General features: G+C 60.2%; 20 protein-coding genes and 2 pseudogenes. 6 read left to right on the forward strand and 16 right to left on the reverse strand.

Going from position 1 to position 20,488, the window contains the following annotated elements; translation table 11 throughout:
• Position 1: 1 nt before the first annotated feature.
• Positions 2-973 carry an agmatinase gene (speB, locus tag ASD63_RS24380; protein WP_034798543.1) on the reverse strand — a complete coding sequence of 324 codons (972 nt, stop codon included), beginning with the start codon at positions 971-973 and terminating at the stop codon, positions 2-4.
• Positions 974-1,065: 92 nt separating this feature from the next.
• Between speB and ASD63_RS24385 the strand changes: the two genes are divergently transcribed.
• The gene (locus ASD63_RS24385) at positions 1,066-1,995 is read left to right on the forward strand and encodes a LysR family transcriptional regulator (RefSeq protein ID WP_051659442.1); all 930 of its coding nucleotides are present in this window, start codon (positions 1,066-1,068) and stop codon (positions 1,993-1,995) included.
• A gap of 1,092 nt (positions 1,996-3,087) precedes the next feature.
• On the opposite strand, the gene ASD63_RS24390 is transcribed toward ASD63_RS24385, so the two are convergent.
• Positions 3,088-3,681 carry a mobile mystery protein B gene (locus tag ASD63_RS24390; protein WP_034798541.1) on the reverse strand — a complete coding sequence of 198 codons (594 nt, stop codon included), beginning with the start codon at positions 3,679-3,681 and terminating at the stop codon, positions 3,088-3,090.
• Between the two features lie 5 nt (positions 3,682-3,686).
• On the reverse strand, positions 3,687-4,151 hold the full coding sequence (locus ASD63_RS24395) for a mobile mystery protein A (RefSeq protein ID WP_034798540.1): 465 nt from the start codon (positions 4,149-4,151) through the stop codon (positions 3,687-3,689).
• A gap of 583 nt (positions 4,152-4,734) precedes the next feature.
• On the opposite strand from ASD63_RS24395, the gene ASD63_RS34510 reads away from it, so the two are divergent.
• Both ASD63_RS34510 and ASD63_RS36820 read left to right on the forward strand, forming a co-directional pair.
• Complete coding sequence (locus ASD63_RS34510; RefSeq protein ID WP_176960320.1) at positions 4,735-4,938, forward strand: hypothetical protein; 204 nt, start codon at positions 4,735-4,737, stop codon at positions 4,936-4,938.
• Between the two features lie 314 nt (positions 4,939-5,252).
• Positions 5,253-5,573, forward strand: a pseudogene (locus ASD63_RS36820) (Fic family protein); the annotation flags it as partial.
• A 74-nt stretch (positions 5,574-5,647) separates the two neighbouring features.
• On the opposite strand, the gene ASD63_RS24400 reads toward ASD63_RS36820, so the two are convergent.
• The 10 genes from ASD63_RS24400 to ASD63_RS24445 form a co-directional block, all read right to left on the reverse strand.
• Entirely contained in the window at positions 5,648-6,070 is a 423-nt protein-coding gene (locus ASD63_RS24400) for a hypothetical protein (protein ID WP_177235763.1), read from the reverse strand.
• A gap of 22 nt (positions 6,071-6,092) precedes the next feature.
• Positions 6,093-6,881, reverse strand: coding sequence for an SDR family oxidoreductase (locus tag ASD63_RS24405; RefSeq protein WP_034798539.1), 789 nt, complete (start codon positions 6,879-6,881; stop codon positions 6,093-6,095).
• Positions 6,882-6,984: 103 nt separating this feature from the next.
• On the reverse strand, positions 6,985-7,929 hold the full coding sequence (locus ASD63_RS24410) for an ABC transporter permease (protein WP_234798869.1): 945 nt from the start codon (positions 7,927-7,929) through the stop codon (positions 6,985-6,987).
• A gap of 41 nt (positions 7,930-7,970) precedes the next feature.
• On the reverse strand, positions 7,971-9,506 hold the full coding sequence (locus ASD63_RS24415; RefSeq protein ID WP_060529981.1) for a sugar ABC transporter ATP-binding protein: 1,536 nt from the start codon (positions 9,504-9,506) through the stop codon (positions 7,971-7,973).
• 47 nt (positions 9,507-9,553) lie between these two features.
• Complete coding sequence (locus tag ASD63_RS24420) at positions 9,554-10,489, reverse strand: sugar ABC transporter substrate-binding protein (RefSeq protein WP_034798535.1); 936 nt, start codon at positions 10,487-10,489, stop codon at positions 9,554-9,556.
• A 22-nt stretch (positions 10,490-10,511) separates the two neighbouring features.
• A complete protein-coding gene (locus tag ASD63_RS24425) occupies positions 10,512-11,276 on the reverse strand; it encodes an SDR family oxidoreductase (RefSeq protein WP_060529982.1) in 765 nt (254 codons plus the stop codon).
• 100 nt (positions 11,277-11,376) lie between these two features.
• Positions 11,377-12,159 (reverse strand): SDR family oxidoreductase, encoded by a 783-nt coding sequence (locus ASD63_RS24430; RefSeq protein ID WP_034798533.1) that lies wholly within the window; start codon positions 12,157-12,159, stop codon positions 11,377-11,379.
• 77 nt (positions 12,160-12,236) lie between these two features.
• Positions 12,237-13,181, reverse strand: a complete 945-nt coding sequence (locus tag ASD63_RS24435; protein ID WP_060529983.1) for a LysR family transcriptional regulator — start codon at positions 13,179-13,181, stop codon at positions 12,237-12,239.
• Positions 13,178-13,843, reverse strand: a complete 666-nt coding sequence (locus ASD63_RS24440) for a TetR/AcrR family transcriptional regulator (protein ID WP_060529984.1) — start codon at positions 13,841-13,843, stop codon at positions 13,178-13,180. The genes ASD63_RS24435 and ASD63_RS24440 overlap by 4 nt, the downstream gene beginning before the upstream one ends.
• A 172-nt stretch (positions 13,844-14,015) precedes the next feature.
• Positions 14,016-14,906: a LysR family transcriptional regulator gene (locus ASD63_RS24445; RefSeq protein WP_060529985.1), complete on the reverse strand. Its 891-nt coding sequence runs from the start codon at positions 14,904-14,906 to the stop codon at positions 14,016-14,018.
• Between the two features lie 110 nt (positions 14,907-15,016).
• Here ASD63_RS24445 and ASD63_RS24450 point away from each other — a divergent pair, with 110 nt between their 5' ends.
• The gene (locus tag ASD63_RS24450) at positions 15,017-16,084 is read left to right on the forward strand and encodes an SDR family oxidoreductase (RefSeq protein ID WP_060529986.1); all 1,068 of its coding nucleotides are present in this window, start codon (positions 15,017-15,019) and stop codon (positions 16,082-16,084) included.
• A gap of 153 nt (positions 16,085-16,237) precedes the next feature.
• On the opposite strand, the gene ASD63_RS24455 is transcribed toward ASD63_RS24450, so the two are convergent.
• Together ASD63_RS24455 and ASD63_RS24460 are read right to left on the reverse strand one after the other, a co-directional pair.
• Positions 16,238-16,546, reverse strand: coding sequence for a NifU family protein (locus tag ASD63_RS24455; protein ID WP_034798527.1), 309 nt, complete (start codon positions 16,544-16,546; stop codon positions 16,238-16,240).
• Positions 16,546-17,553 carry an amidohydrolase family protein gene (locus tag ASD63_RS24460; RefSeq protein WP_060529987.1) on the reverse strand — a complete coding sequence of 336 codons (1,008 nt, stop codon included), beginning with the start codon at positions 17,551-17,553 and terminating at the stop codon, positions 16,546-16,548. Before ASD63_RS24460 ends, ASD63_RS24455 begins: the two co-directional genes overlap by 1 nt.
• 197 nt (positions 17,554-17,750) lie before the next feature.
• Between ASD63_RS24460 and ASD63_RS24465 the strand changes: the two genes are divergently transcribed.
• Both ASD63_RS24465 and ASD63_RS24470 read left to right on the forward strand, forming a co-directional pair.
• Positions 17,751-18,638 carry a transketolase gene (locus ASD63_RS24465; RefSeq protein ID WP_089046045.1) on the forward strand — a complete coding sequence of 296 codons (888 nt, stop codon included), beginning with the start codon at positions 17,751-17,753 and terminating at the stop codon, positions 18,636-18,638.
• 1 nt (position 18,639) lies between these two features.
• Entirely contained in the window at positions 18,640-19,626 is a 987-nt protein-coding gene (locus ASD63_RS24470) for a transketolase C-terminal domain-containing protein (protein WP_060529988.1), read from the forward strand.
• Between the two features lie 92 nt (positions 19,627-19,718).
• On the opposite strand, the pseudogene ASD63_RS36315 reads toward ASD63_RS24470, so the two are convergent.
• Positions 19,719-20,488 (reverse strand): annotated as a pseudogene (locus ASD63_RS36315) (aldehyde dehydrogenase family protein).

Raw genomic sequence — 20,488 nt, forward strand, 5'->3', positions numbered from 1 at the left:
CTCAGCCTCTCTTGGCGTGCATGACGCGGCCGATGAGGTTCATCAGCACCTGGGCGGCGAGGATCGAGGTCGAGCCTGAGTGGTCGTAATCCGGCGCAACCTCGACCAGGTCGATGCCGACGATGGTGCCGCGCCTGGCGAGTATCGAGAGGATCTCCAGCACCTCGTAATAGATGAAGCCGCCATGGGACGGCGTGCCGGTGCCCGGCGCAATCGAGGGATCGAAGCCGTCGATATCGATCGTGACGTAGTAGCGGGCTCCGGCCGGCACGCGCGAAGCAACCTTCTCCGTGCCGAGCGCGCGGATCTGGCGCACGGACAGGATATCCGAGCCCATTGACCGCGCATCCTCGTAGCCTTCCTTGGCCGTCGAGGAAACGTTGCGGATGCCGAACTGCGAGAGCCCGGAGACATAGGGCTTCTCGGCGGCCCGGCGCATGGGATTGCCGTGGCCGTAGCGAACCCCGTGCCGCTCGTCGACGAAGTCGAGATGCGCGTCGATCTGGACGATATGGATCGGGCCGTGTCCAGCACAGTCGTCTTCAAACGCGTTGATGCAGGGGATGTTGACCGAATGGTCACCGCCGAGCACCACCGGAAGCGCGCCGGCGGCCAGGATCTTGCGCACGCCGAATTCGATGTTGGCATGGCTCTTCATCGTGTCGGTGTGGACGATGTCGGCGTCACCGATATCGACGATCGAAACCTTGTCGCTCGGCAGGTAGGTGACGTCGTCCTCGTGATCGTAGGCGCCCCCATGGCCGAAGGAAAACAGCGTCGATGCCTCGCGGATGGCCCGCGGCCCGAAGCGGGTGCCGGCGCGCCATTGCGTACCGCAGTCAAACGGCGCGCCGAGGATCGCCACATCCGCATCGATCGCATCCCAGTCCGGCTGGTAGGGATATTTGCCGAAGGTGCAGATGCCGACGAACGGCAGGTTCAGCCGCCCGGTTTCATAGGAATTACCCGCCATGTCTCTCCTCCTCAGGATGAAGGGAGTGTGTGGAAGGTCGATACGCTTAAAAATATCTATGATTGGATGTTTAGTTGTGACTTAATCAATGAATGATCAACAAGGTTCGCCATCGCATCCTCAATCTGTCGCTCGGCGATGCAGAGTTGAGATTGTTGCGTGTCTTTGCCTCCGTCGTGCAGCATGGGGGGTTTTCCGCCGCGCAATCATCACTCGGGATGACGCAGGCGACCATCTCCACCCATATGCGCCACCTTGAGGAGCGGCTGGGCTTACGCCTCTGCAGCCGCGGGCGCAGCGGTTTCCTTCTGACCGACGAAGGACGCCTCGTTTATGAGGCGACGCTGGATCTTTTCGGCTCGCTGGAAAAGTTCCAGAGCCGTGTCGGCGAGGCGCAAGGGGAACTGACCGGCAGCCTGACCTTCGGCACGGTCGACGCGATGATCACCAACCGGGATCTCGATCTCCAGGGGGCACTCGCCGCCTTCCACCGACAGGCGCCGCGTGTGCATCTGGAGATCGACGTCGCCGCGCCGCAGGTGCTACATCAGGGCCTTCTAAATGGTGGTTATCAGATCGTGCTGATGCCGACGGTCGGCAGCGCGACGCCGCATTTGCGCACGCAGCCCGTTTTTTCCGAGGTGCAGAAACTCTATTGCGCGCAGGGTCACCCGCTATTCGACCTGCCCGACGATGCGCTCACCGACGCAGTTCTGGAAGCGCAGTCTTTTGCTGGTCGCACCTACATGCTTACCGAGACGATCTGTGGGGTAAACTTCCACTGGGCGGCGGCCACGCCGCACATGGAGGGCACGCTGCTATTGCTCCTCTCCGGCGCCTATATCGGCTTCTTGCCCGACCACTACGCCGACGAATGGGTACGCAACGGTCGCCTGCGGCTGCTCGCCCCCGAGCGCATGACGTTCGAGGACATGTTCCACATCGCCCATCCCCGCAGCAAGCCCTCGCGTGCCGCCGAGACGCTTGCCCAGGCGATCCTCGCAAGCGCGCGCCCCGGCTAGACTCGATGGCGATTTCGGGGTGATCCTCGACACGCGGATTGGATGTGTCGGACGACTCAATCGTGGTAACGATCTGTTCGGTGAACTGCGGCAACGCCCATAGCGAACCTGAATCAGCCGGCGGCACCTTTCCGCTAGCGCCCTCGGCATGATCATGTACCCGACGCGCAGGGATTGCAGCAGCGTCATGCTGAAGGCGCCGATATAGATGACCTGGCGGGCCTGATCGAGCGCTTTCAGCGGTGGAATCGGACCGCCCCGATAGCGAAACTCGCTGCCCAGATCGTCCTCGATGATCAGCGCCTCGTGGCCGGAATGTCGGACATAATGCAGTCATGCAGGTAATCGGCGAAGGTGTCGCCATTCTGTCGGACAGCGCAACGGTCGCCATGGCGGTGCCAAGAGCAATGGCGGCATCCATCAGTATAACCCCGCACGCAACTCGACGGCATGCCAGCTTGCTGCATTCGATGAAGGCGGGCGCATTGCCCATAAGCTGACGACGCGCTCTACAGTTCGAGGCTCGGCGTGCCGGCCGGACCGGGCGAGCGAACGTATGACAGAACGCTTTCGCGCGCTATTGCCCGAGCCATGCGGCACAACATGCTTGAGCAGCACTCGAAGCTGACGCTCCGGGGTTTCGATTCCATCTGGCAGGGCAATCACAGACGGCTCACGCCGCATAAGCGGGTAGGACGGGATGCGTTCTCCCGCCCGCCTCAGGCAAATTTCTGATCGATGGCTCGACGAAAGCCGAAGAGGGTTTTCCTCGTTGTTTGGTATTGGACACGATGTTGTCCACGGCAGGCGCTTCCGTGCCGGGCAAGGTGCGCGATCTCTGATCTGTCAGCCCGTCTTGTGTATCCCCAGCGCGTCCGCGATGGACTTCACGCGTCTGCTAAGCTTGATGTAGAGCTGCACGGCTCTCATGCGGTCTTCGTACGAATACATGAACTATCTCCTGTTAGTCCAAGAATTCGTCCGCACCTCCAGGGGGATCAGTTTTTCATTTCGCCCGACACTGCGACTGCGTGAATGTCTTCATATCGTCTTCCTCGGTTCAGTTCGGCTGGCTAACTCCCCGTTCGAACCTCAAGAGCGGGCGAACGCCAGCAACGGTCCTATGTCGTGGTTATCAGCCGCCCGAAGGGCCGCAACATAACGAGCGCGGGTCTCGCCCGCATCCACCAGATCAGCTCTGCCCCAGGTAAAGGGCGGCCGGCCAAGCCGACGTGCCAGCAGATCACCAGCCAGCCGGGAAAATCTGCCGTTCCCGTTCGGAAAGGGATGAATGGCCACGAGCATATGACTGAACCGCACGGCGATCTCGTCGGGCGGAAAAGTTTCGTGTTCGACCCAGTAGCGTACGTCGTCGACCACCTGCCTGACTGCCACTGAGATGCGATAGGCATCGATACCGATATTGCGAGGCGTGGTTCTGTAGTCCCCAGCCCAGTCCCAAACGTCCCCAAACATGCGGCGATGCAGCTCACAAAGAAAAGCCTGGTCGAGCACGTCCCTTTTTCGCGACGTTGCCCACCGCAGGCCCTCGCCGATATTGACTTGCTCGGCCTCATTCAACTCGTGCCGCAAGGTGATGTAGGAAGGGATGAGCCGCTCCCGCTCCTCAGGGGGTAGAGGGGTGTTTGCCTCGTCGTCGTGCTCGAATAGAGGATCTTCAGCCATGTATCTCAATCCTCATCCCAAAGGCGCCGTGCAGCGTCGGTAAGCAGGGATTCCACGAGCCGCCGACGTTCTGCCTCCAGGTCCGACTTAAGCAGCGCCTGATTCTCCAGCCGCATGGTGTGGTCGAGCCTCGTCATATCCTCGCCCACCTTTTCGGCGGCACGCTCGTAAAGGATATCGTCGAGCGGTTTTATCGGCACGAAAGCGTAGACGAACGTGCAGTTCATTGCCGCAGCGGCCTCACGAAGGGTCTTGATTGTTGTCGCTCCGGAAACCTCGGCCTTCTCGATGGCCGGTATGCGAGACGGAGCCGCTCCCATGCGGTGGGCAAGTTGTCGGGTGGTCATACCAAGAGCTTCCCGGATGGCCTTCATCCAACCGCGAGGCGGCGAGATGATTTTGAGTTCTCGCACGGGCGCGAGACGTCTTTCCAACTGTTTTCGCGCGAGCGCGGCTTGCTTTCTGTTCATATATTTATGTCCATAAAGAAGAAAATTATCACAAATAAATGATCATGGTCAGCTTAATAGAACATATAAAGATAATCAATATTCCCATTCTTGATCATATATCCATGAGCAGTGGCCGCAATTTCAACGTGACTCTCTGGTCGCAGTGAACGCTTGCCGGCTTTCCAACCCGACATCAACAGCTGCATGGCGCCTTTTACCGCTGATTATTTCTACGCTACGAGCTCCACCGCCGGCTCGCGGACCGCATCTCGACCTTGCAATGGGATTGGAGGGTCTACACGTCATGCGCGTTTTTCTGATAACGGGCCTGTTGCGTTTCCGATGAAGCGACATTTCCGCCTGCTGACGGCAGCAAACTTTTGAGAGCTGCTTGATTGTGCGGAACCGTTTGGTTCAGATGCTCGACCACCAGTTTCGAGCCGCCGGAACCGCCACCTTCTTAGAACGCGTCGCGAACTCTTCGCGCAGGGATGGTCAGTATGGTCCAATATCAAGACTGGTGCGACTACAACGACGGGGCTCTTGGAAAAGACTACCTCCGGGTCATGACTGCGCACGGGGCCGATGTTGCGCCGTCCAAATGACAGCAAAAGCCCTGCCCGCTCACTACGTCGCCGAGGAACGGATCGCCAGACCGCTTGCAAGGATGGGTAAGAGCAGCGTGGCCAAGATAATCACCGATCTACTGCCGAAGATGCCGCAGATCCGCTCCGGCGACCTTGGTGCGACCGAAGGGATCAATGCCTATAGCGGCTACAAAGCGCCCATGTCGTTTTGCATTTAACCGCAAGACTCCGACAGCAATAGTTTCAACAAGATAGCCTGGCACTAAATTTAAGAGTTGGCAGTTAATTGAGATTGCCCCTTTGGAGACCGGTAACTTCTCGAGGGTCCGGCGGCGCAAAGGGGGTGGCTTGGGTTTGAATATCGAAGGCACGTTCGGGTCTGGCTGTCGGAATGGTGCCCTGAAGCGATCGCGAAGTCCGCCGTTCAACGCGGTCGTCCGGACCTGCGTGAGCATGTGAGCGCCGTGGAGCGACCATCGCGTCTGCTGCTTCTTGACCATCCGCTTTCCAACAAGCGAATTACCGCCGACATGGAATCGCCGAAACAGCGGAACAAGCTTTTGAGACTGCCAATCAAATTGCACGACTGTTCGACGGCGACCGCGAACGCATCGTAAGGGAGTCTGAGCGTACGGGGTCAGTCCTCCAGATCCACGAAGCCATGCGCACCAGCCCTTATCTGACCGCCCCCACGGCGATGAAACGGAGCGGACTAACCATGCCCACCGTCAACGCAGCTCTAGACCAACTCCAGAAACTTGGGATCGTCGAAGAAGCAACAGGTCGACGGCGTGGCCGAGTCTTCGTCTATCGCGCGTACATGGAAATACTGAGCGAGGGAGCAAGCGGCTAAAGCGTTCCTGTCGATACATTATGCGACCTTGGACGCACAGAAGGAACATTCCATAGCAAAGCGTCCGCCTTGCGTCACATGGAGTCATTGAGATCGCGGACAGCGTTTTTTGGTGGTTCAACCCTGTCGCGCTCTCGCGCGAGCGCGCCCTTGAATTCTATAGTTGTGAAAGCGAGATGCGTCCCGCCGATGTTGGTCAGATCGTGAACCATCGTCTCGTCGGCAGCAAAGGCGAAGACCTTGCAGTCGCCGGCGTTGTAGTCGGTAACGACAGCCTTCCCATCTGAATATGTGGAGCGGGACCGTCCTGACGTCAGCGCAATCCAGCAGTAATCCAGCTGATGTCGGTGGAAACCGAGACGTTCACCGGGGGCGAGGCAGATGTGCCAGACACGCACGAAGTCAGTTTCGGACACGAGAACCTGTCCGACCCGCTCGTCCGCATTCGCAATCTCATCGCGAAAAGCCTTCGACATTCCAACGCTGCTCTCAATCATCGGTATCATCCCGGTTTCTCCGTCACGTGGTGGGTATGACCCCACCATCGATATTGATCACGTCGCCACTAATGAACTCGGAGAGGTCCGAGGCCAGGTAAAGAACCGCCATGGCCACGTCCCGGGCGGTGCCAAGCCGCCCCGCGGGCAGTCTTGATTCAGCAAGGAACGCGTCCACCGCGCCGTCGATCGTGGTACCGTAGCGCTCCGCAAGCGCGTGAAGGAACCCGCCCGGACGGTCCCACAGCTCAGTTCGTATGTGGGCGGGCGCAACCACATTCGAGCGAATGCCCTTGGACGTGAACTCACGTGCAAGCGCTTTGGACAGAAGCGCGATTGCCGCTTTGGAGGTGCTGTAGTCTGGCAACAGCGGATGCGGCATGCGCCCGGCCTCCGAACCACAATGGATAAGCACACCCCTCTTCTGCGCGAGCATGGTGGGAATTACAGCTCGCGCCATACGGACATAGCCCATGAGATTGACATTGAGCGTCTGCGCCCAATCCTCGTCCGAAACGTCGAGAAAACCGCCGCGCGTTGGACAGATGCCAGCATTATTGAAGAGCACGTCGATGCGGCCGAAGGCTTTGAGCGCCGTGTCCGCAGCAGCTTCCCCTGCGCCTTTCTCCCCAAGATCGACCTCGTATGTCCGCCAGCGGGCATGTGCGGCTAGGTCTCTCACCGGCGCCATGTCACGGCTGACCCCCAGCACGCGGGCGCCTTCGGCAAGAAGCGCCTTGGCCGTTTCCAGCCCGATGCCGGAGCTTGCGCCGGTGACGATGACGACCTTGTCTTTCAGGTTCAGATTCATGGCTGCAGTCTCCTCCACATACTTCTCGACGGCCGCAACAAGGATGCCACGGCAATCGAGGAGCGCGTCAAGGTTTCTTCAGCATCCTCCCTCGACCGGTTGGTCAAAGAAGCTTCAGCTTCGTCGTGCGGGAGACCACCGACACGGCGATGACGATGATGATGCCCTTGACGATGCTTTGCACGTAAGTGTCCATGCCCACCAGGTTGAGACCGTTGTTCATGATGCCGATCAGCAGCGCCCCGAAGAACGTGCCCATCACGGTCGCCGTGCCGGGGCGAAGCATCGTCATGCCGATGAACACGGCAGCAAGGCCATCCAGAAGATAGGTTTCACCGCCATTCGGCTGACCCGAACCAAGCCGGGCCGAGAGTATGATCCCGGAGATCGCGGCAAAGAGCGAGCTCAGTGCAAGGCCATAGACCCGATAGGAGCGCACCTTGATGCCCGAAAGTTCGGCGGCGCGGGCATTGCCGCCGACGGCATAAAGGTAGCGACCAAAGGTCGTGCGCTCCATGACGAACCACGAACTGCCAACAATGACCAACATGATCAGCGCCGGATAGGGCAGTATGCCTAAGACCTTGCCCTGGCCGACCGCCAGATAGTCGGCGGGAATGCCGCCATAGATCGCTCGCCCGCCGGAAATCATGAAGTTGATGCCCCACAGAATGGAGCCGGCCGCGAGTGTCGCGATCAGCGACGGAACTCCGACGCCGACGACGAGCGCGGAATTGATGAGGCCGACGCCAAGACCCGCGACGAGCGCGCCGACGATCGACAAGGGGATCGGCACGCCCGCCACCATCAAGAGGGGGGCGAGCAGACCGGCGAGTCCAACGACATAGCCGACGGAAAGATCCATCTCCTTGGCGGCAAACCCAAAGGTCAGACCGACCGCGACGATGGTCAACATCGAGATCTGCTGGAGGATGTTGACGAGGTTGGTGCCGGTGAAGAACCGATCCGTGCCGACCGCGAAAGCCAGGAAAAGGATGATCAGAACGGCAAGCGTGCTGTACTTCTGGATGAGTGTGCCAATGCGCATCGGGCGGGACGCTTTCTCCGGAGCAATAGTCGTTGTCATGGTCATTGGGTTACCCCCGCAATTGCATTGATGAAGACGGCCTCGCTGAAATCGCGACGGGCAATCTGGTCGGCGTCCCGGCCATTCCTGAACGCCACGACCCGGTCAGCCACATGGGCGATCTCGAGGAGATCGCTCGATGCAACGATGACAGCCGCGCCACGTTCGGCGAGCGAGACGATGAGCTCGTGGATCTCGCGCTTTGCGCCGACATCCACGCCTTCGGTTGGCTCGAGAAAGACGAAGAGCTTGTACCTGCCCTCGGAAGCGAATTGCCATTTGGCGACGGAGACCTTCTGCTTGTTGCCGCCGCTCAGTTCGACGATCTTCGTCTCCGCACTCGATGTCTTGATGTTCAGCCGCTTGATCAGACGCTGTGTCTCGGCACGCTCGCGTCCGGTCTGAACAATTCCGAAAGGCTTGAGGCTCGTTTCCTGGATCCCGGCCATCGACATGTTCTCGCGCACGGTCCAGTCGCCGATCATGGCATTGATCATCCGGTGATCCGGGATAAGTGCTGCACCACAGCGTTTCATGTCGCGCACGCTGGCCCGGCCGACGTCCTTGCTCTTGAACCGGTATCGACCGGCCGTCGCCAGGCGCGGCTCAAACAGCGACTGGGCGAACTCGAAATGCCCCGAACCGGTCAGGCCGATCAGACCGACAATCTCGCCGCTGCGAACCTTAAGGCCGTCCATATGGAAACGCTCGCCTTGCCAGCCCTCGATATCGACGACGATCTCCGCGTCGGCAGCAAGCGTGCGCTCCGTCAGGGCACCATCAAGCAGACGATGTTGGTTGCCGGCCTGCCCACGATTGAGCATGAGGTCGATCAGTTGACGCTCGGTGACTTCGTGCCCGGCATTGGAAAGGTGGCTCACCTTGCGGCCATCCTGCAGCACGGTGATCTCATCGCAAAGATCGATCACTTCCTGCAGGAAGTGACTGATGAGGACGACCGCCATCCCGGCATCGGACAATTGGCGGATCAGCGTCCAGAGGCTCTGCTTTTCCTTAGCCGGCAACGTCGCCGTGGGCTCGTCGAGGATCAGAACCTTGGGCCGCGAGTGCAGGGCGCGAAGGATTTCGATGACCTTCTGATCGGCATAGGCAAGCTCGTCAACCTTGCGGTTGAGCGCGATTGCCGTATCCGGAAACCACTGTTTCGCGAGCTCTTCCGCCTGCCGCTGAACCTCGCGCCGGTTGATGAAGAACCGGCTTTTGACCGGCTCGAAGCCGAGACAGATGTTCTCGGCGCCGGTCAGATGCGGCACCAGGCTGCCTTCCTGCGATACGAGCGAAACGCCGTTTGCCACAGCCGCCGCCGGGTTTTCGAATGCGACCGGTTGGCCCGCCATGCTGAGCGTGCCGGCCGTCGGCTGGACGGCACCGCTCAAAATGCTGACAAGCGTCGTCTTGCCGGCTCCGTTCTCGCCGACAATGCCGTGCACACGGCCCTCGACGATCTCGATGGATACGCCATCGAGTGCGAGCGTGCCCGGCCATTGCTTGGTGATGTTCTCAAGAACAATCGACATGTTGCACCTCCGAAATGGACGGGCGGCAGCACCGCCCGCCCGACGGTTCACTTGCAGTTGTCCTTGGTGAAGAGCGTGGCACCGTAATAGACGATGTCCTTGCCGTTCGTGACTTCCTTTGGATGATCACCGTCCAGCATGACCCGCTTGGCATAGGTCGCAAGGTTCACGCCCCACTCCTCGAACTGCTGCCGCCCGGTCGCAACGAACATCGAGTTCGGCTCGCAGATCGCCTTGATCGCTTCCGGGTGCCCGTCCATGCCAGAGACCGGAACGTTCAGCCCAGCGCCTTGGAGAGCCGTGATTGCCGCTTGCGCCGGCTCGTCCCAAGGTGTCCAGACGGCAGTGATCTCTTCGCCGTAGCGTGTGGCGAAGTCCTGCACGGCGTTCAACGTTTCCTGATAGAAGTTGGCGACGTCGAAGTTGTATTCGCCGATGACCTTGATGTCGGGATATTCCTTCAGGATCGCCCGCAAGGTGTCGGTGCGCTCGCGCACCGGCTTGATCTTGTCGGTGGTGATAATGATGAGGTTGCCCTTGCCCTTCATCTGGCTGATCAGGCTCAGCGACACCTCAGCAGACATCTGCCAATTGTTGGTGGTGATGTCAGCGGTCGAGCCGGGGATCCAGCCGGAGTCGACCGTGTAGACTGGAATGTGGGCTGATTCTGCGCCCTTGAGGGCGTTGCTGGAGGCGCGCAGATCCGCATAGGTCACGTAAATGACGTCGACACCGCGGTTAACCGCATCCTCGATGTTGTTGGCGACCTTCTCGGCAGAACCGGCAGAGTCGAGATAGGTCACCTCCCAATCATCGATGTTGTTTTCGGTCAGGTACTTCTTGAAGCCGTCCTGGGTGCGCTGTTCGGCCTGGAAAGCGGCGTTACCCTGGATCCAGCCGATCTTGACGGGCTTGGCGAGCGCCGGTGACGCGGCCAATAAGGCGATGATCGCGGCGCTGGTAAATTTCAGAACTGTCGACATGATTTCTCCTCCCACTCTGTCGTCAGATTGATAGAAAACCGCCGTCGATATTGAGATCGACACCGGTGCAGTAACTCGCCGCCTCGCTTGCGAGGAACACCGCCGGCCCGCCCACTTCGTGTGGCTGCCCCATGCGTTTCATCGGTGTCATCTCGGCGAACTTGCGGACGTTCTCGGCCACTTCCGGCCGGCTGTTCATGGGCGTGGCCATGAAGCCTGGACTGAGGCAGTTGACGCGCACACCCCGCCCGGCCCATTCGGCGGCAAGGCTCTTCGTCAGGCGGATCACCGCCGCCTTCGTCGCGTCGTAGTGCACCTGCTCAAGACCGGGGATGGCGGTCGAGCCACAGATCGACGCCATGTTGAGAATGGAGCCGCGGCCACGCTCCAGCATGCGGCGGCCCTCGACCTGGCAGGACCAGAAGAGCCCGTTGAGGTTGATGTCCATCATCCGCAGGAACTGCGACTGCGGCATAGTCTCGGCCGCACTGACATTGGCGATGCCGGCGCTATTGGCGGCGATATCGATCTCGCCGAGCTCGCGCTCGGCTCGATCGAATGCGGCCTCGATCGAACTGCGATCGGTGACGTCGCCCTCGAGGGCCAGCACTCTGTTGCCGGTCGCGGAGATGGCTGCCAGCGTCTCCTCCTGGCCGACTGCACGCGGCAAGTCGAAGCAGGCGACATGGGCACCCGCTTCGGCAAGCGCGATTGCGATTGCCTGCCCGAGTCCACTTGCTGCGCCCGTGACGAACGCACGCTTGCCGCCAAGATCAAATCTGTTCACCTGCACCTCCCGAAACCTGCTGATTTTATTGATAAACCGATTGGTGCTTGCGATTGAGGACGTTGCCCTGAATTCACTCTTCAGCCCCGCTGAAGAAGGCTCAGAGAATGGCCCTGATGGTGCCGCCCTCCGCACGCATCGCCATGCCGTTGAGGTGCGAGCTTGCCGCCAGATGCACGACGCTGCGCGCCACCTCGTCTGGCTCGATCATTCGCCTGATGAGCGAGGTCGGTTCGGTTTCGTCGAAGTAGTCGGAGACGACCGTGTCGCGGGTCGTACCCTTCTCGTCGGCGATTTCCTGGTGGTATCGGCGCACCGCTTCGGTGTTCGTCGGACCCGGTAGGATGGTGTTGACCCTGACCCGGGTGCCCTTCGTCAATTCGGCAAGCGCGCGCGACAGACCGAGCAGGCAGGTCTTCATGGCGCCGTAATGCGCCATCCATGGCTGCGGCTTGACGGCGCTTTCGCTGCTGATGAAGACAACGCTGCCTTCGCCTCGCGCCAGCATGTCCTTCAGCACCAGCCGCGACATGCGCACACCGGTCATGACGTTCACGTCGAAATAGCGAAACCAGTGTTCATCCGTCGTCTCGAAGAAATCGCGAACTTCGAAGATACCGATGTTGTTGATGAGGATATCGACGGGGCGGTGGGACGAAGCGAATGCATGGAGCCGCTCGGCTTCACCCGCAGCGGTCAGATCCCCTGCGATCCCCCGGCATCGTTGACCGAGAGCGGAAACCGCCTCCTCGACCTCCGCGGCACTGATGCCGCTTACCGTGACATCCGCTCCCTCGGCGAGAAAGACGGAGGCGATGGCGCGCCCGATGCCCGTGGCACCACCCGTTATCAACACGTGCTTGCCGGTAAGACCATAATCCATTCTAAAAAACTCCATGCGTCGTCGTTCGGTGGTCAGCAAAGGCGCACCGTTGGAAACAAGGGCGATGAGAAATGCGATCAGGCGGCGCCGCGCAGCCTTGGGTACTCGGTCCTGCAGAGCTCCGCGCTTCGGCTCAGGCGCTTCACGCGCTGCAGGAGAAAATCGATGAACTCGGCCGTCCGCAAAGGCAGGCGGTGTCTCGGTTCAGACAGAAGATGAATGATCTCCGGGTCGCAGTCGAAGTCCCTGAGGACCGCAACCAGCGTTCCCTCTTCCAGTTCGCGCGCAACATCCCAGGACGACACGCGAATGAGTCCTTGTCCGGCCTTGGCAAGGTCGATCAGCGCCTGCCTGTCGGAAACAATGCGGTTGCCGCTGACGCGAACGAGCGTCGGTTCGCCATCGACGGCGAAACCCCACTTGTCGGCAGCCATCTTGCCGTCGAGATAGACGAGACAGTTATGGGCAGCGAGATCGGACGGGACATCCGGTGCCCCCACCCGCGCCAGATAGTCGGGAGCCGCACAAATGACCATCGGGTTTTCGCCAAGCTTGCGCGTGGTGAGCGCGCTGTCAGGCACGGCGCCAAAGCGAATGACGATGTCGCAATCGTCGTCGACCAGATTGACGTCCTCGTCACCAAGGATGAGGCGGAAACCGATCTCCGGGTGAGCGGCGCCGAACTCGCTGGTCAAGGGGATCAGGTACTTCCGCCCGAATTCAGTGGGTGCTGCGATCGTCACCGTTCCGTTCGGGTTCTTCTTGCGCGCGCGCATCGTCTTGTCGAGCCGCTCGAAATCCTCAAGGATCGTCTGCGAGGTTTCGAAGAGATAGCGCCCTTCCTCCGTCAGGCAAAGCGAGCGTGTGGTCCGCTTCAACAACGCGACCCCGAAGTGACATTCGAGCGCCTTCAGCCGTCCGCTCATCGTTGCCGGCGACAGGCCGAGCTTCGAGGCTGCTAGAGAAAAGCTGTTCGACTTGACGATTTCCGAGAAAACGCGGAGGTCTTGGATGCTGTTCATCGGCTGACCTCCAACTCGGGCAGGAACTGTCCGAGATCGCTCATGCTCGCGGCAAGGCCGGTGACAAACACTTCGACGCGCGCGCGGATAATCGGATCGAGATCATCCGGGATATTGTTGCGGTAAACGTATTTCCGCACGCCCATGTAGAAGAAACTGGAGTGAAAACCCCAGACGATTTCAAGCACCAGTTCGTCCGCCTTCGGACCTGTCGGAACCTCGACACCCGCTTCAGCCGCGATTTCGGCGAAGATCAGCGGAAAGGTCGTCTCATGCAGCAAACCGAGATATTTCTGGGTGATCTGCGGGTCTTCCAGCGCCGACGCGATGAAGATCCGGATCCAGCGCTCATCGAGGATCGCAGCCGTGTAGGCCCTAAGGTAACGGACGAGGCGTTCGCGGATCGACAGCGAACGATCGGCGAGCAGATCGTTCCAGCCCGCATCCCAACGCTTCAGGTAGACTTCGTCATAGATCTTCTGGAGCAGGTCGTCGCGGTTCTTGAAGTACCTGTAGAGCAGCGGCTGAGAAACGCCGAGCGCATCGGCCAGTTCGCGCGTTGTGAACCGCAGTCCTCGCTGGGCGACGAAATCGATCGCAAATTCGAGGATCTGCTGCTCGCGATCGGCCGCGTCGAGGTATTTTCGTGCTGCTTTTGCCATAGCCTATCGTTCTGACACCTTAGCGACGTCAGCCCTCATGCTTTGAAAATCAGACATGGCTCCGACCCTAACGGCGGTCGGGAACCTCCCATGCTCTCTCCCTGAGCTAACACAAGAGGTAACACCATCGCCAAAACTGATCAAGTGATAATTTATCAACTGATCACTTCTGTCAGATCGCGCGCGCCAGGAAATCCAAGAACCTGCGAATTCTCTGCGGCACATGCGTCTGGGCCGAATAGATCGCCGATATGGGTTCAGTCTCCCCTGCATCCCAAGGACCGAGCAGCTGAACGAGGCGTCCTTCGGCAAGATCGCGACTGATATGAAATGCAGAAAGCCGGGCGATACCGGCCCCCTGCAGCGCGAAGTGGCGCATGGATTCGCCGTTGTTGACGACCAGCCTGCCGGCCACGTCGACATGAACCGACGCACCGTCTACCGGGTCCTTGAACTGCCAGGTGTTGAGATGCGGACGGCCGCCAAAGGTAAGACACGCGTGCTTGCGCAGGTCCTCCGGTCTGGCCGGCTCGCCGTGCCGGGCGAGATAATCCGGCGCGGCGACGACGTGCCTTGGTGAACTCAGCAACCGACGGGAACGTAACGAAGAATCGCGCAGAACGCCCGTTCGGATCGCGATATCGGTCTTCTCCGCAATCAGGTCGACCGGTTCGTCGCTGAATTCGAGATCGATCCGCATGCCCGGGTTTTCGTCGAGAAACCGCACGACGAGAGGTGACAACACGTGCGTGCCGAACGGCAGGTTGGTGCTGACTTTCAAAAGCCCACCGACGGCCTCTGCCTTGCGTGCGATCTTTGCTTCGGCCTCGGCAATTTCCTGAACGATGGCCCGGGACGTCTTGTAGAAATCGTTTCCTTCGGTGGTCAGTCGGAAACTGCGGGTCGAGCGCACCACGAGCTGTACGCCGAGGCGTTTTTCAAGACGCGTGACCAGCTTGCTGATGGCCGAAGGCGACATCGAGAAGACCCGGGCCGCCGCCGAAAAGCTGCCGGCTTCGACGATCGTCACGAAGACTTCCATCTCGAGTGCCCGGTTTTGCATTCCAATCGCCTTCGTGAACTTAATTCACTTCAGTTATTCCTCAAGCCGGCCTACCTGACCAGAGGGTAAACCGTCATCCTCTCCACCACATGTCACAAAGGGAGGAATCCATGTATCAAAAACGCGCATTGATCGTCGGTGCGACGGGTATCGTCGGGCTGAACGTCGCCGAGCATCTGAGAGATCTCGGCGGCTGGGAAATCCATGGCGCTTCACGGCGGCCGCCGCTCGGGTCGTCCTACATCAAGCCGCACGCGGTTGACCTTTTGAAGCGGGACGAGGCGATCGCGGCCCTCTCCCACCTGGCCCCTACACACATCTTCTATTGCTCATGGACGCTCGGATCGAACGAGGACGAGAACATTCGCCTCAACGGCAATATGCTGAAGAATGTGCTCGATGCCTTCAAGGACAAGGGCTGCGTCCAGCATGTCGGCATTGTCACCGGCACAAAGCACTATCTCGGGCCCTTCGAGGACTACGGCAAGGTCCAGCCAGTCACGCCCTTCCGTGAAACAGCGCCGCGCCTGCCGAAGAAGAATTTTTATTACGAGCTCGAAGACATCGTCATGGCCTATGCCGCCGAGTACGATTTCGGCTGGTCGGTGCACCGCTCTCATACGATCATCGGCTACGCGGTCGGCAACCTGATGAACATCGGCGCGACGCTGGCTACACACGCCTCGATCTGCAAAGCCACGGGCCGTCCCTTCCGCTTCCCCGGAAGCCCGACGGCCTATCGTGGCCTCAACGATATCACCGACGCGCGCATCCTCGCCAAGCAGATCGTCTGGGCCGGCACGGAACCGAACGCCCGTAATGAAGCCTTCAACGCGGTCAACGGCGATGTCTTCCGCTGGGAGCAGCTCTGGAAGACGATCGCCGACTATTTCGACATTCCCGTGGCGGAGTATCCCGGCCAGTACAATTCGCTTGCCGAGCAGATGAAGGACCTCGGCAATGACTGGGACCGGCTCGTCACCCAGCATGCCCTGCAGCCGAACAAGCTCGATCGCCTCGCCTCTGCCTGGCACACCGATCTCGACCTCGGGCGACCGATGGAATGCGTGCATTCCATGGCCAAGGCGAGAGCGCTCGGCTTTGTGGAAACGCAGGACACGGAACGCTCCTTCATCGACGTGTTCGACCGCCTGCGCGCCGAACGCATCATTCCCTAATCGACCAAACCAATTCGAACGAAACCGCGGCGCGCCAATGGCGCGCCGTTTTCTTTTCTGGTTCGCGAAAATTCGGAACGCGTCCCGTGACGCAAAGAAGCCGCGCTCCTTGCGGGGGCGCGGCTTCTGACGTTTCTCGGTCTCTCCGCCTTTTCAGGCGATGAGCGGCCTTGAACCCAGTCTACGGGCAAGTCGATCGAGCGTCTTGATGCTTGCATTGACCTGTTCGCAGCGGACCTCCGCAACGCCGTCCACTTCCATGAGATAGGTGCGGATCGGCCCGACATAGGTCATCGCCATGTTGGGGCAGGCCTTGCAGGCGCCAACGAGCTTGATGCTCACGACGCCGTCCGAGCTGATATCGGCGATCTCGATATCGCCGCCATGGCCAAGGATCAGGGGGCGGATGCGCGCAAAAGCAGCTTCGAGCGCATCCGTCGATATGGCAGAGCGGGCCGTCATCAGACCAGCCCCAGTTCGATCTTCTTGGCCTCGATGTCGATGCCCATGCCGCGGGCAAAGGCCTTGCCGAGGATATTTTCCTTCATCTCCCGGGTGACCTCCGGATAGCCGTAGCGCTCCTGCAGCTCCTCCGGCATTTCGAGATTGGCGAGCGTATCGATGTAGGTCTGGACATGCGGCCAGATGAAGGCCTCGGAGCCGTAGCAGATGCGGTCGGAGCCGACATAGAGCAAGGCTTCGCCGAGGCGTGCCAGCATCTTCCAGGGCTGGAGGTAGTACTGGTTAAACCAGAGCGGCAGGATCAGGTAGATGTTGTCAAAACGGCTGGCGATCGAGATCGTCTCGTCGACATAGGGATCACCGAGGTGATGTATCCCGAAGTTCAGCTCGGGGAAGTCCGCGGCGGCATACTGGATGTCGTTGGGTTTGAAGGCCTCGACCGGGCCGAGTTCCAGCGGAAAACCCTTATGGAACTGCACCATCTTGATGCCAAGCTCGATCGCCTTCTCCCAGAGCGGATAGGCGATGTCGCGATCGTCGGCGCGCCATGAACAGCCACGGCGCTGGTACTGATAGAACTTCATGCTAACGGCGCCGAATTCCTTGACCTGGCGCTCCATCTCTTCGAGCGCAAAATCAAGCCCGTGATAGGCCGGGTCAACACCACCGGTGAGTACCACGCGTTTCGGGTTCGACTTGGCGAAGGCATCGCTGAGTTCGACCGGACCAAGCCCGGCCCGCCAGTGCGAGAACAGCGGCACGGAGCAGGCGCTTGCCATATCGGTGTCGGAGTTCTCGAAGAGCATCTTGTTGCCCCATTCAAGATCGGGGTTGGAGAAGGTTTCCGTTTCCGGCGGCGGCCCTCGGCGACCCGTCAAATTGATGAAGCCGGCGATCTGCGAGCGCAGCAGTTTCACACGTCTGCCGTCGCTTCCCGGCTTGATCTGGTTGTCGCCGAAGTCCTGGGTATGGACCGCCGCGTCGAAAACAAACATCCCGTCTTTCATTGTTTACCTCCTTGAGAAAACCGCCGCCTTCACTTGCGTCCCTCACTAGGTAACATGAGCCAACCCGTTCATTTCTTTGGAATAGTTGAAGATTGTTTTCAGCTATTCGTGCGGGCGGCCGCGCGTTTCTAAAGCTAAAACAGACCTCGTGATCAAGCATTCCGTGGGGCGACCCACCTTGAGGACGAGGACAGCACGTGACCCAACCAGGCAGGATCGAAATAACCGGGGGCCGAAACAGCCTCAGACCGACTGACGAGGAAATCGCGTTCCTCAAGGACCGCGCCAAATTCTGTCGCCTCGAGACAATCAGGCTGATCGAGATCGCGAAAGTCGGCCATTACACCTCGGTCTTTTCCGCAGCCGAGCTGTTCTCGGCGCTCTATTACGACGCGATGGACCTCAAACGTGGCGAACCGAAATGGGAGGATCGCGACCGTTTCATGATGGGCAAGGGGCACGCGGCCGTCGGGCTCTTTCCCCTTCTCGCCGACCTCGACTTCATCGATCGTGACGTGCTCGACGGCTATACCCGCCTCGGCAATCCGCTGGGCGATCATCCTGATATGACGAAGGTGCCCGGCATTGATTTCAGCTCGGGCTCGATCGGCCACGCCCTTTCGGCTGGTTGCGGCATGGCGCTTGCCGGCCGGATGCTGGGCAAGGACTTCTACACCTACGTGATGATCGGCGATGGGGAGTTACAGGAAGGTCAGGTCTGGGAGGCTGCCCTCTTCGGCGCGCACAACGGGCTTGGAAAACTGATCGGCATCATCGATCGCAACGGTTACCAGCTTGACGGATCGGTCGACGACATCATCGGCGTCGAGCCGATTGTCGAGAAATGGCAGGCCTTCGGCTGGGAGACCCATGTCGTTGACGGCCACGATGTGGCGGCAGTCGCAACCTTGCTTCGCACGCTCAAGGCCGATCGCGAGCGGACACGCCCCGTGATGATTATTGCGGAGACGGTCAAGGGCAAGGGCGTCTCCTACATGGAAACCGAACCAGGCTGGCACCTCGGCTATCTCGACCCTTCGGATGCTGCGCGCGCAATTGCCGAAATCGAAGCGATGGAGATCTGAGATGAACAAGCCGCTTTCCGACAAGTCCTGGCAATACCGCCAGCTCAATGCCGTGACACCCGGCCTCGATGCACTCTCGGACGCTCTTATCGAACTCGTCGCTGCGGGCGAGCCGATCGTCGCGGGCACCGCCGACCTGCAATATTCGAACGGCCTTGCGAATTTCCACGCGCTCCATCCCGATCGCTTCGTTCAGTTCGGGATCTCGGAGCAGAACATGGTGTCGGCCGCAGCAGGCATGGCCGCTGTCGGCATGAAACCTTATGTCGCAACCTTCGCATCTTTCCTCGCACTGCTCTGCTGCGAGCAGATCCGCATGGACGTCGCCTATTCCAAACTGCCGGTTCGGCTGATCGGCCACCACGCCGGCATTTCGCTCGGCTTTTACGGCACCTCGCATCATGCGACTGAAGACCTCGCCATCATGCGCTCGATCGCCAACCTCACGGTCATCGCGCCGGCCGATGGCAATCAGCTGAAGGAAGTGATCAAGGCTGCGAACGACTATCCTCATCCGATCTATATCCGTATCCAGCGAGGACGCGATCCCGAGGTCTATGCGCAGCGCCAGCCGTTCACCATCGGCAAGGCGATTTCGCACTATTCGGGAACGGACCTCATGATCATTGCCACAGGCTCCACGGTCCACCCCGCCCTCGAAGCGACCCGCGCGCTGCGGGCCGCAGGCGCAAGCGTCGGCTTCCTCGACATGGCGACGGTGAAACCGATCGACCGTGACGCCATCCTAGAAGCCGCCGGTCAAAGCCCGCGAATCCTAACGGTGGAAGAGCACAATGTGCTCGGAGGACTGGGCGGTGCGGTCGCCGAGGTGCTGGCAAGCGAGGGCCTGCCCGTCAAATTGACCCGGCATGGTATCTACGACGAGTACAGCCTGATTGCGCCGCCGACCCATCTCTATGCGCACTACGAGCTCGACGCGAAAGGCATTGAGGCGCGCGCCACGAGGCTGCTCGAAGGCCGCGCGTAAAAAGCCGCAGCGCGCGTGACGTTTGGCTCTAAAGACCACTCTACTTGAAAGACCGCGGGGCTCGAGCTCCGCGGTCTTTTCCTTGTCTCGTTTCAGGCAACGCCGCCGAGGCAGACATATTTGATCTCGGTGAACTCCTCGATGCCGTAGCGCGAGCCCTCGCGGCCGAGGCCGGAAAGCTTGACGCCACCGAACGGCGCTTCCGCCGTCGAGATCAGCCCGGTGTTGACGCCGACCATGCCGTATTCCAGCGCTTCGGCGACCCGGAACACCCGCGCCAGGTCCTTTCGGTGTCGTTGGCCTGCTCGACGACATCCGCCTCGTCGGTGAAGCGGAAGAGCGGCGCGACCGGCCCGAAGGTTTCCTCGCGTGCAACCGCCATCGCCTGGGTGACGTCGGCCAGAACCGTCGCTTCATAGAAGGTGCCGCCGAGCGTGTGACGCTTGCCGCCCTGGATCACCCGCGCACCCTTGGAGGTGGCGTCAGCGATATGCTCCTCGACCTTTTCCAGCGCCGCCTTGTCGATCAGCGGGCCAAGGATCACACCTTCGTCGAGACCGTTGCCGATCTTCAGCTTGGCGACCGCCTTGGCGAGCTTGTCGGAGAAGGCATCATAGACCTTGTCCTGCACATAGATGCGGTTGGCGCACACGCAGGTCTGGCCGTTGTTGCGGAACTTGGCGATCAGCGCGCCTTCGACCGCGGCATCGAGATCGGCATCGTCGAAGACGATGAACGGCGCATTGCCGCCGAGTTCCAGCCCGAGCTTCTTGATGGTGGCAGCACTCTGGCGATAGAGCTCGGCGCCCACCTCCGTCGAGCCGGTGAAGGTGAGCTTGCGCACGACCGGGTTCGAGGTCAT

It is taken from the genome of Ensifer sp. Root558, assembly GCF_001427045.1.
In the GTDB taxonomy this organism is placed as follows: domain Bacteria; phylum Pseudomonadota; class Alphaproteobacteria; order Rhizobiales; family Rhizobiaceae; genus Ensifer; species Ensifer adhaerens.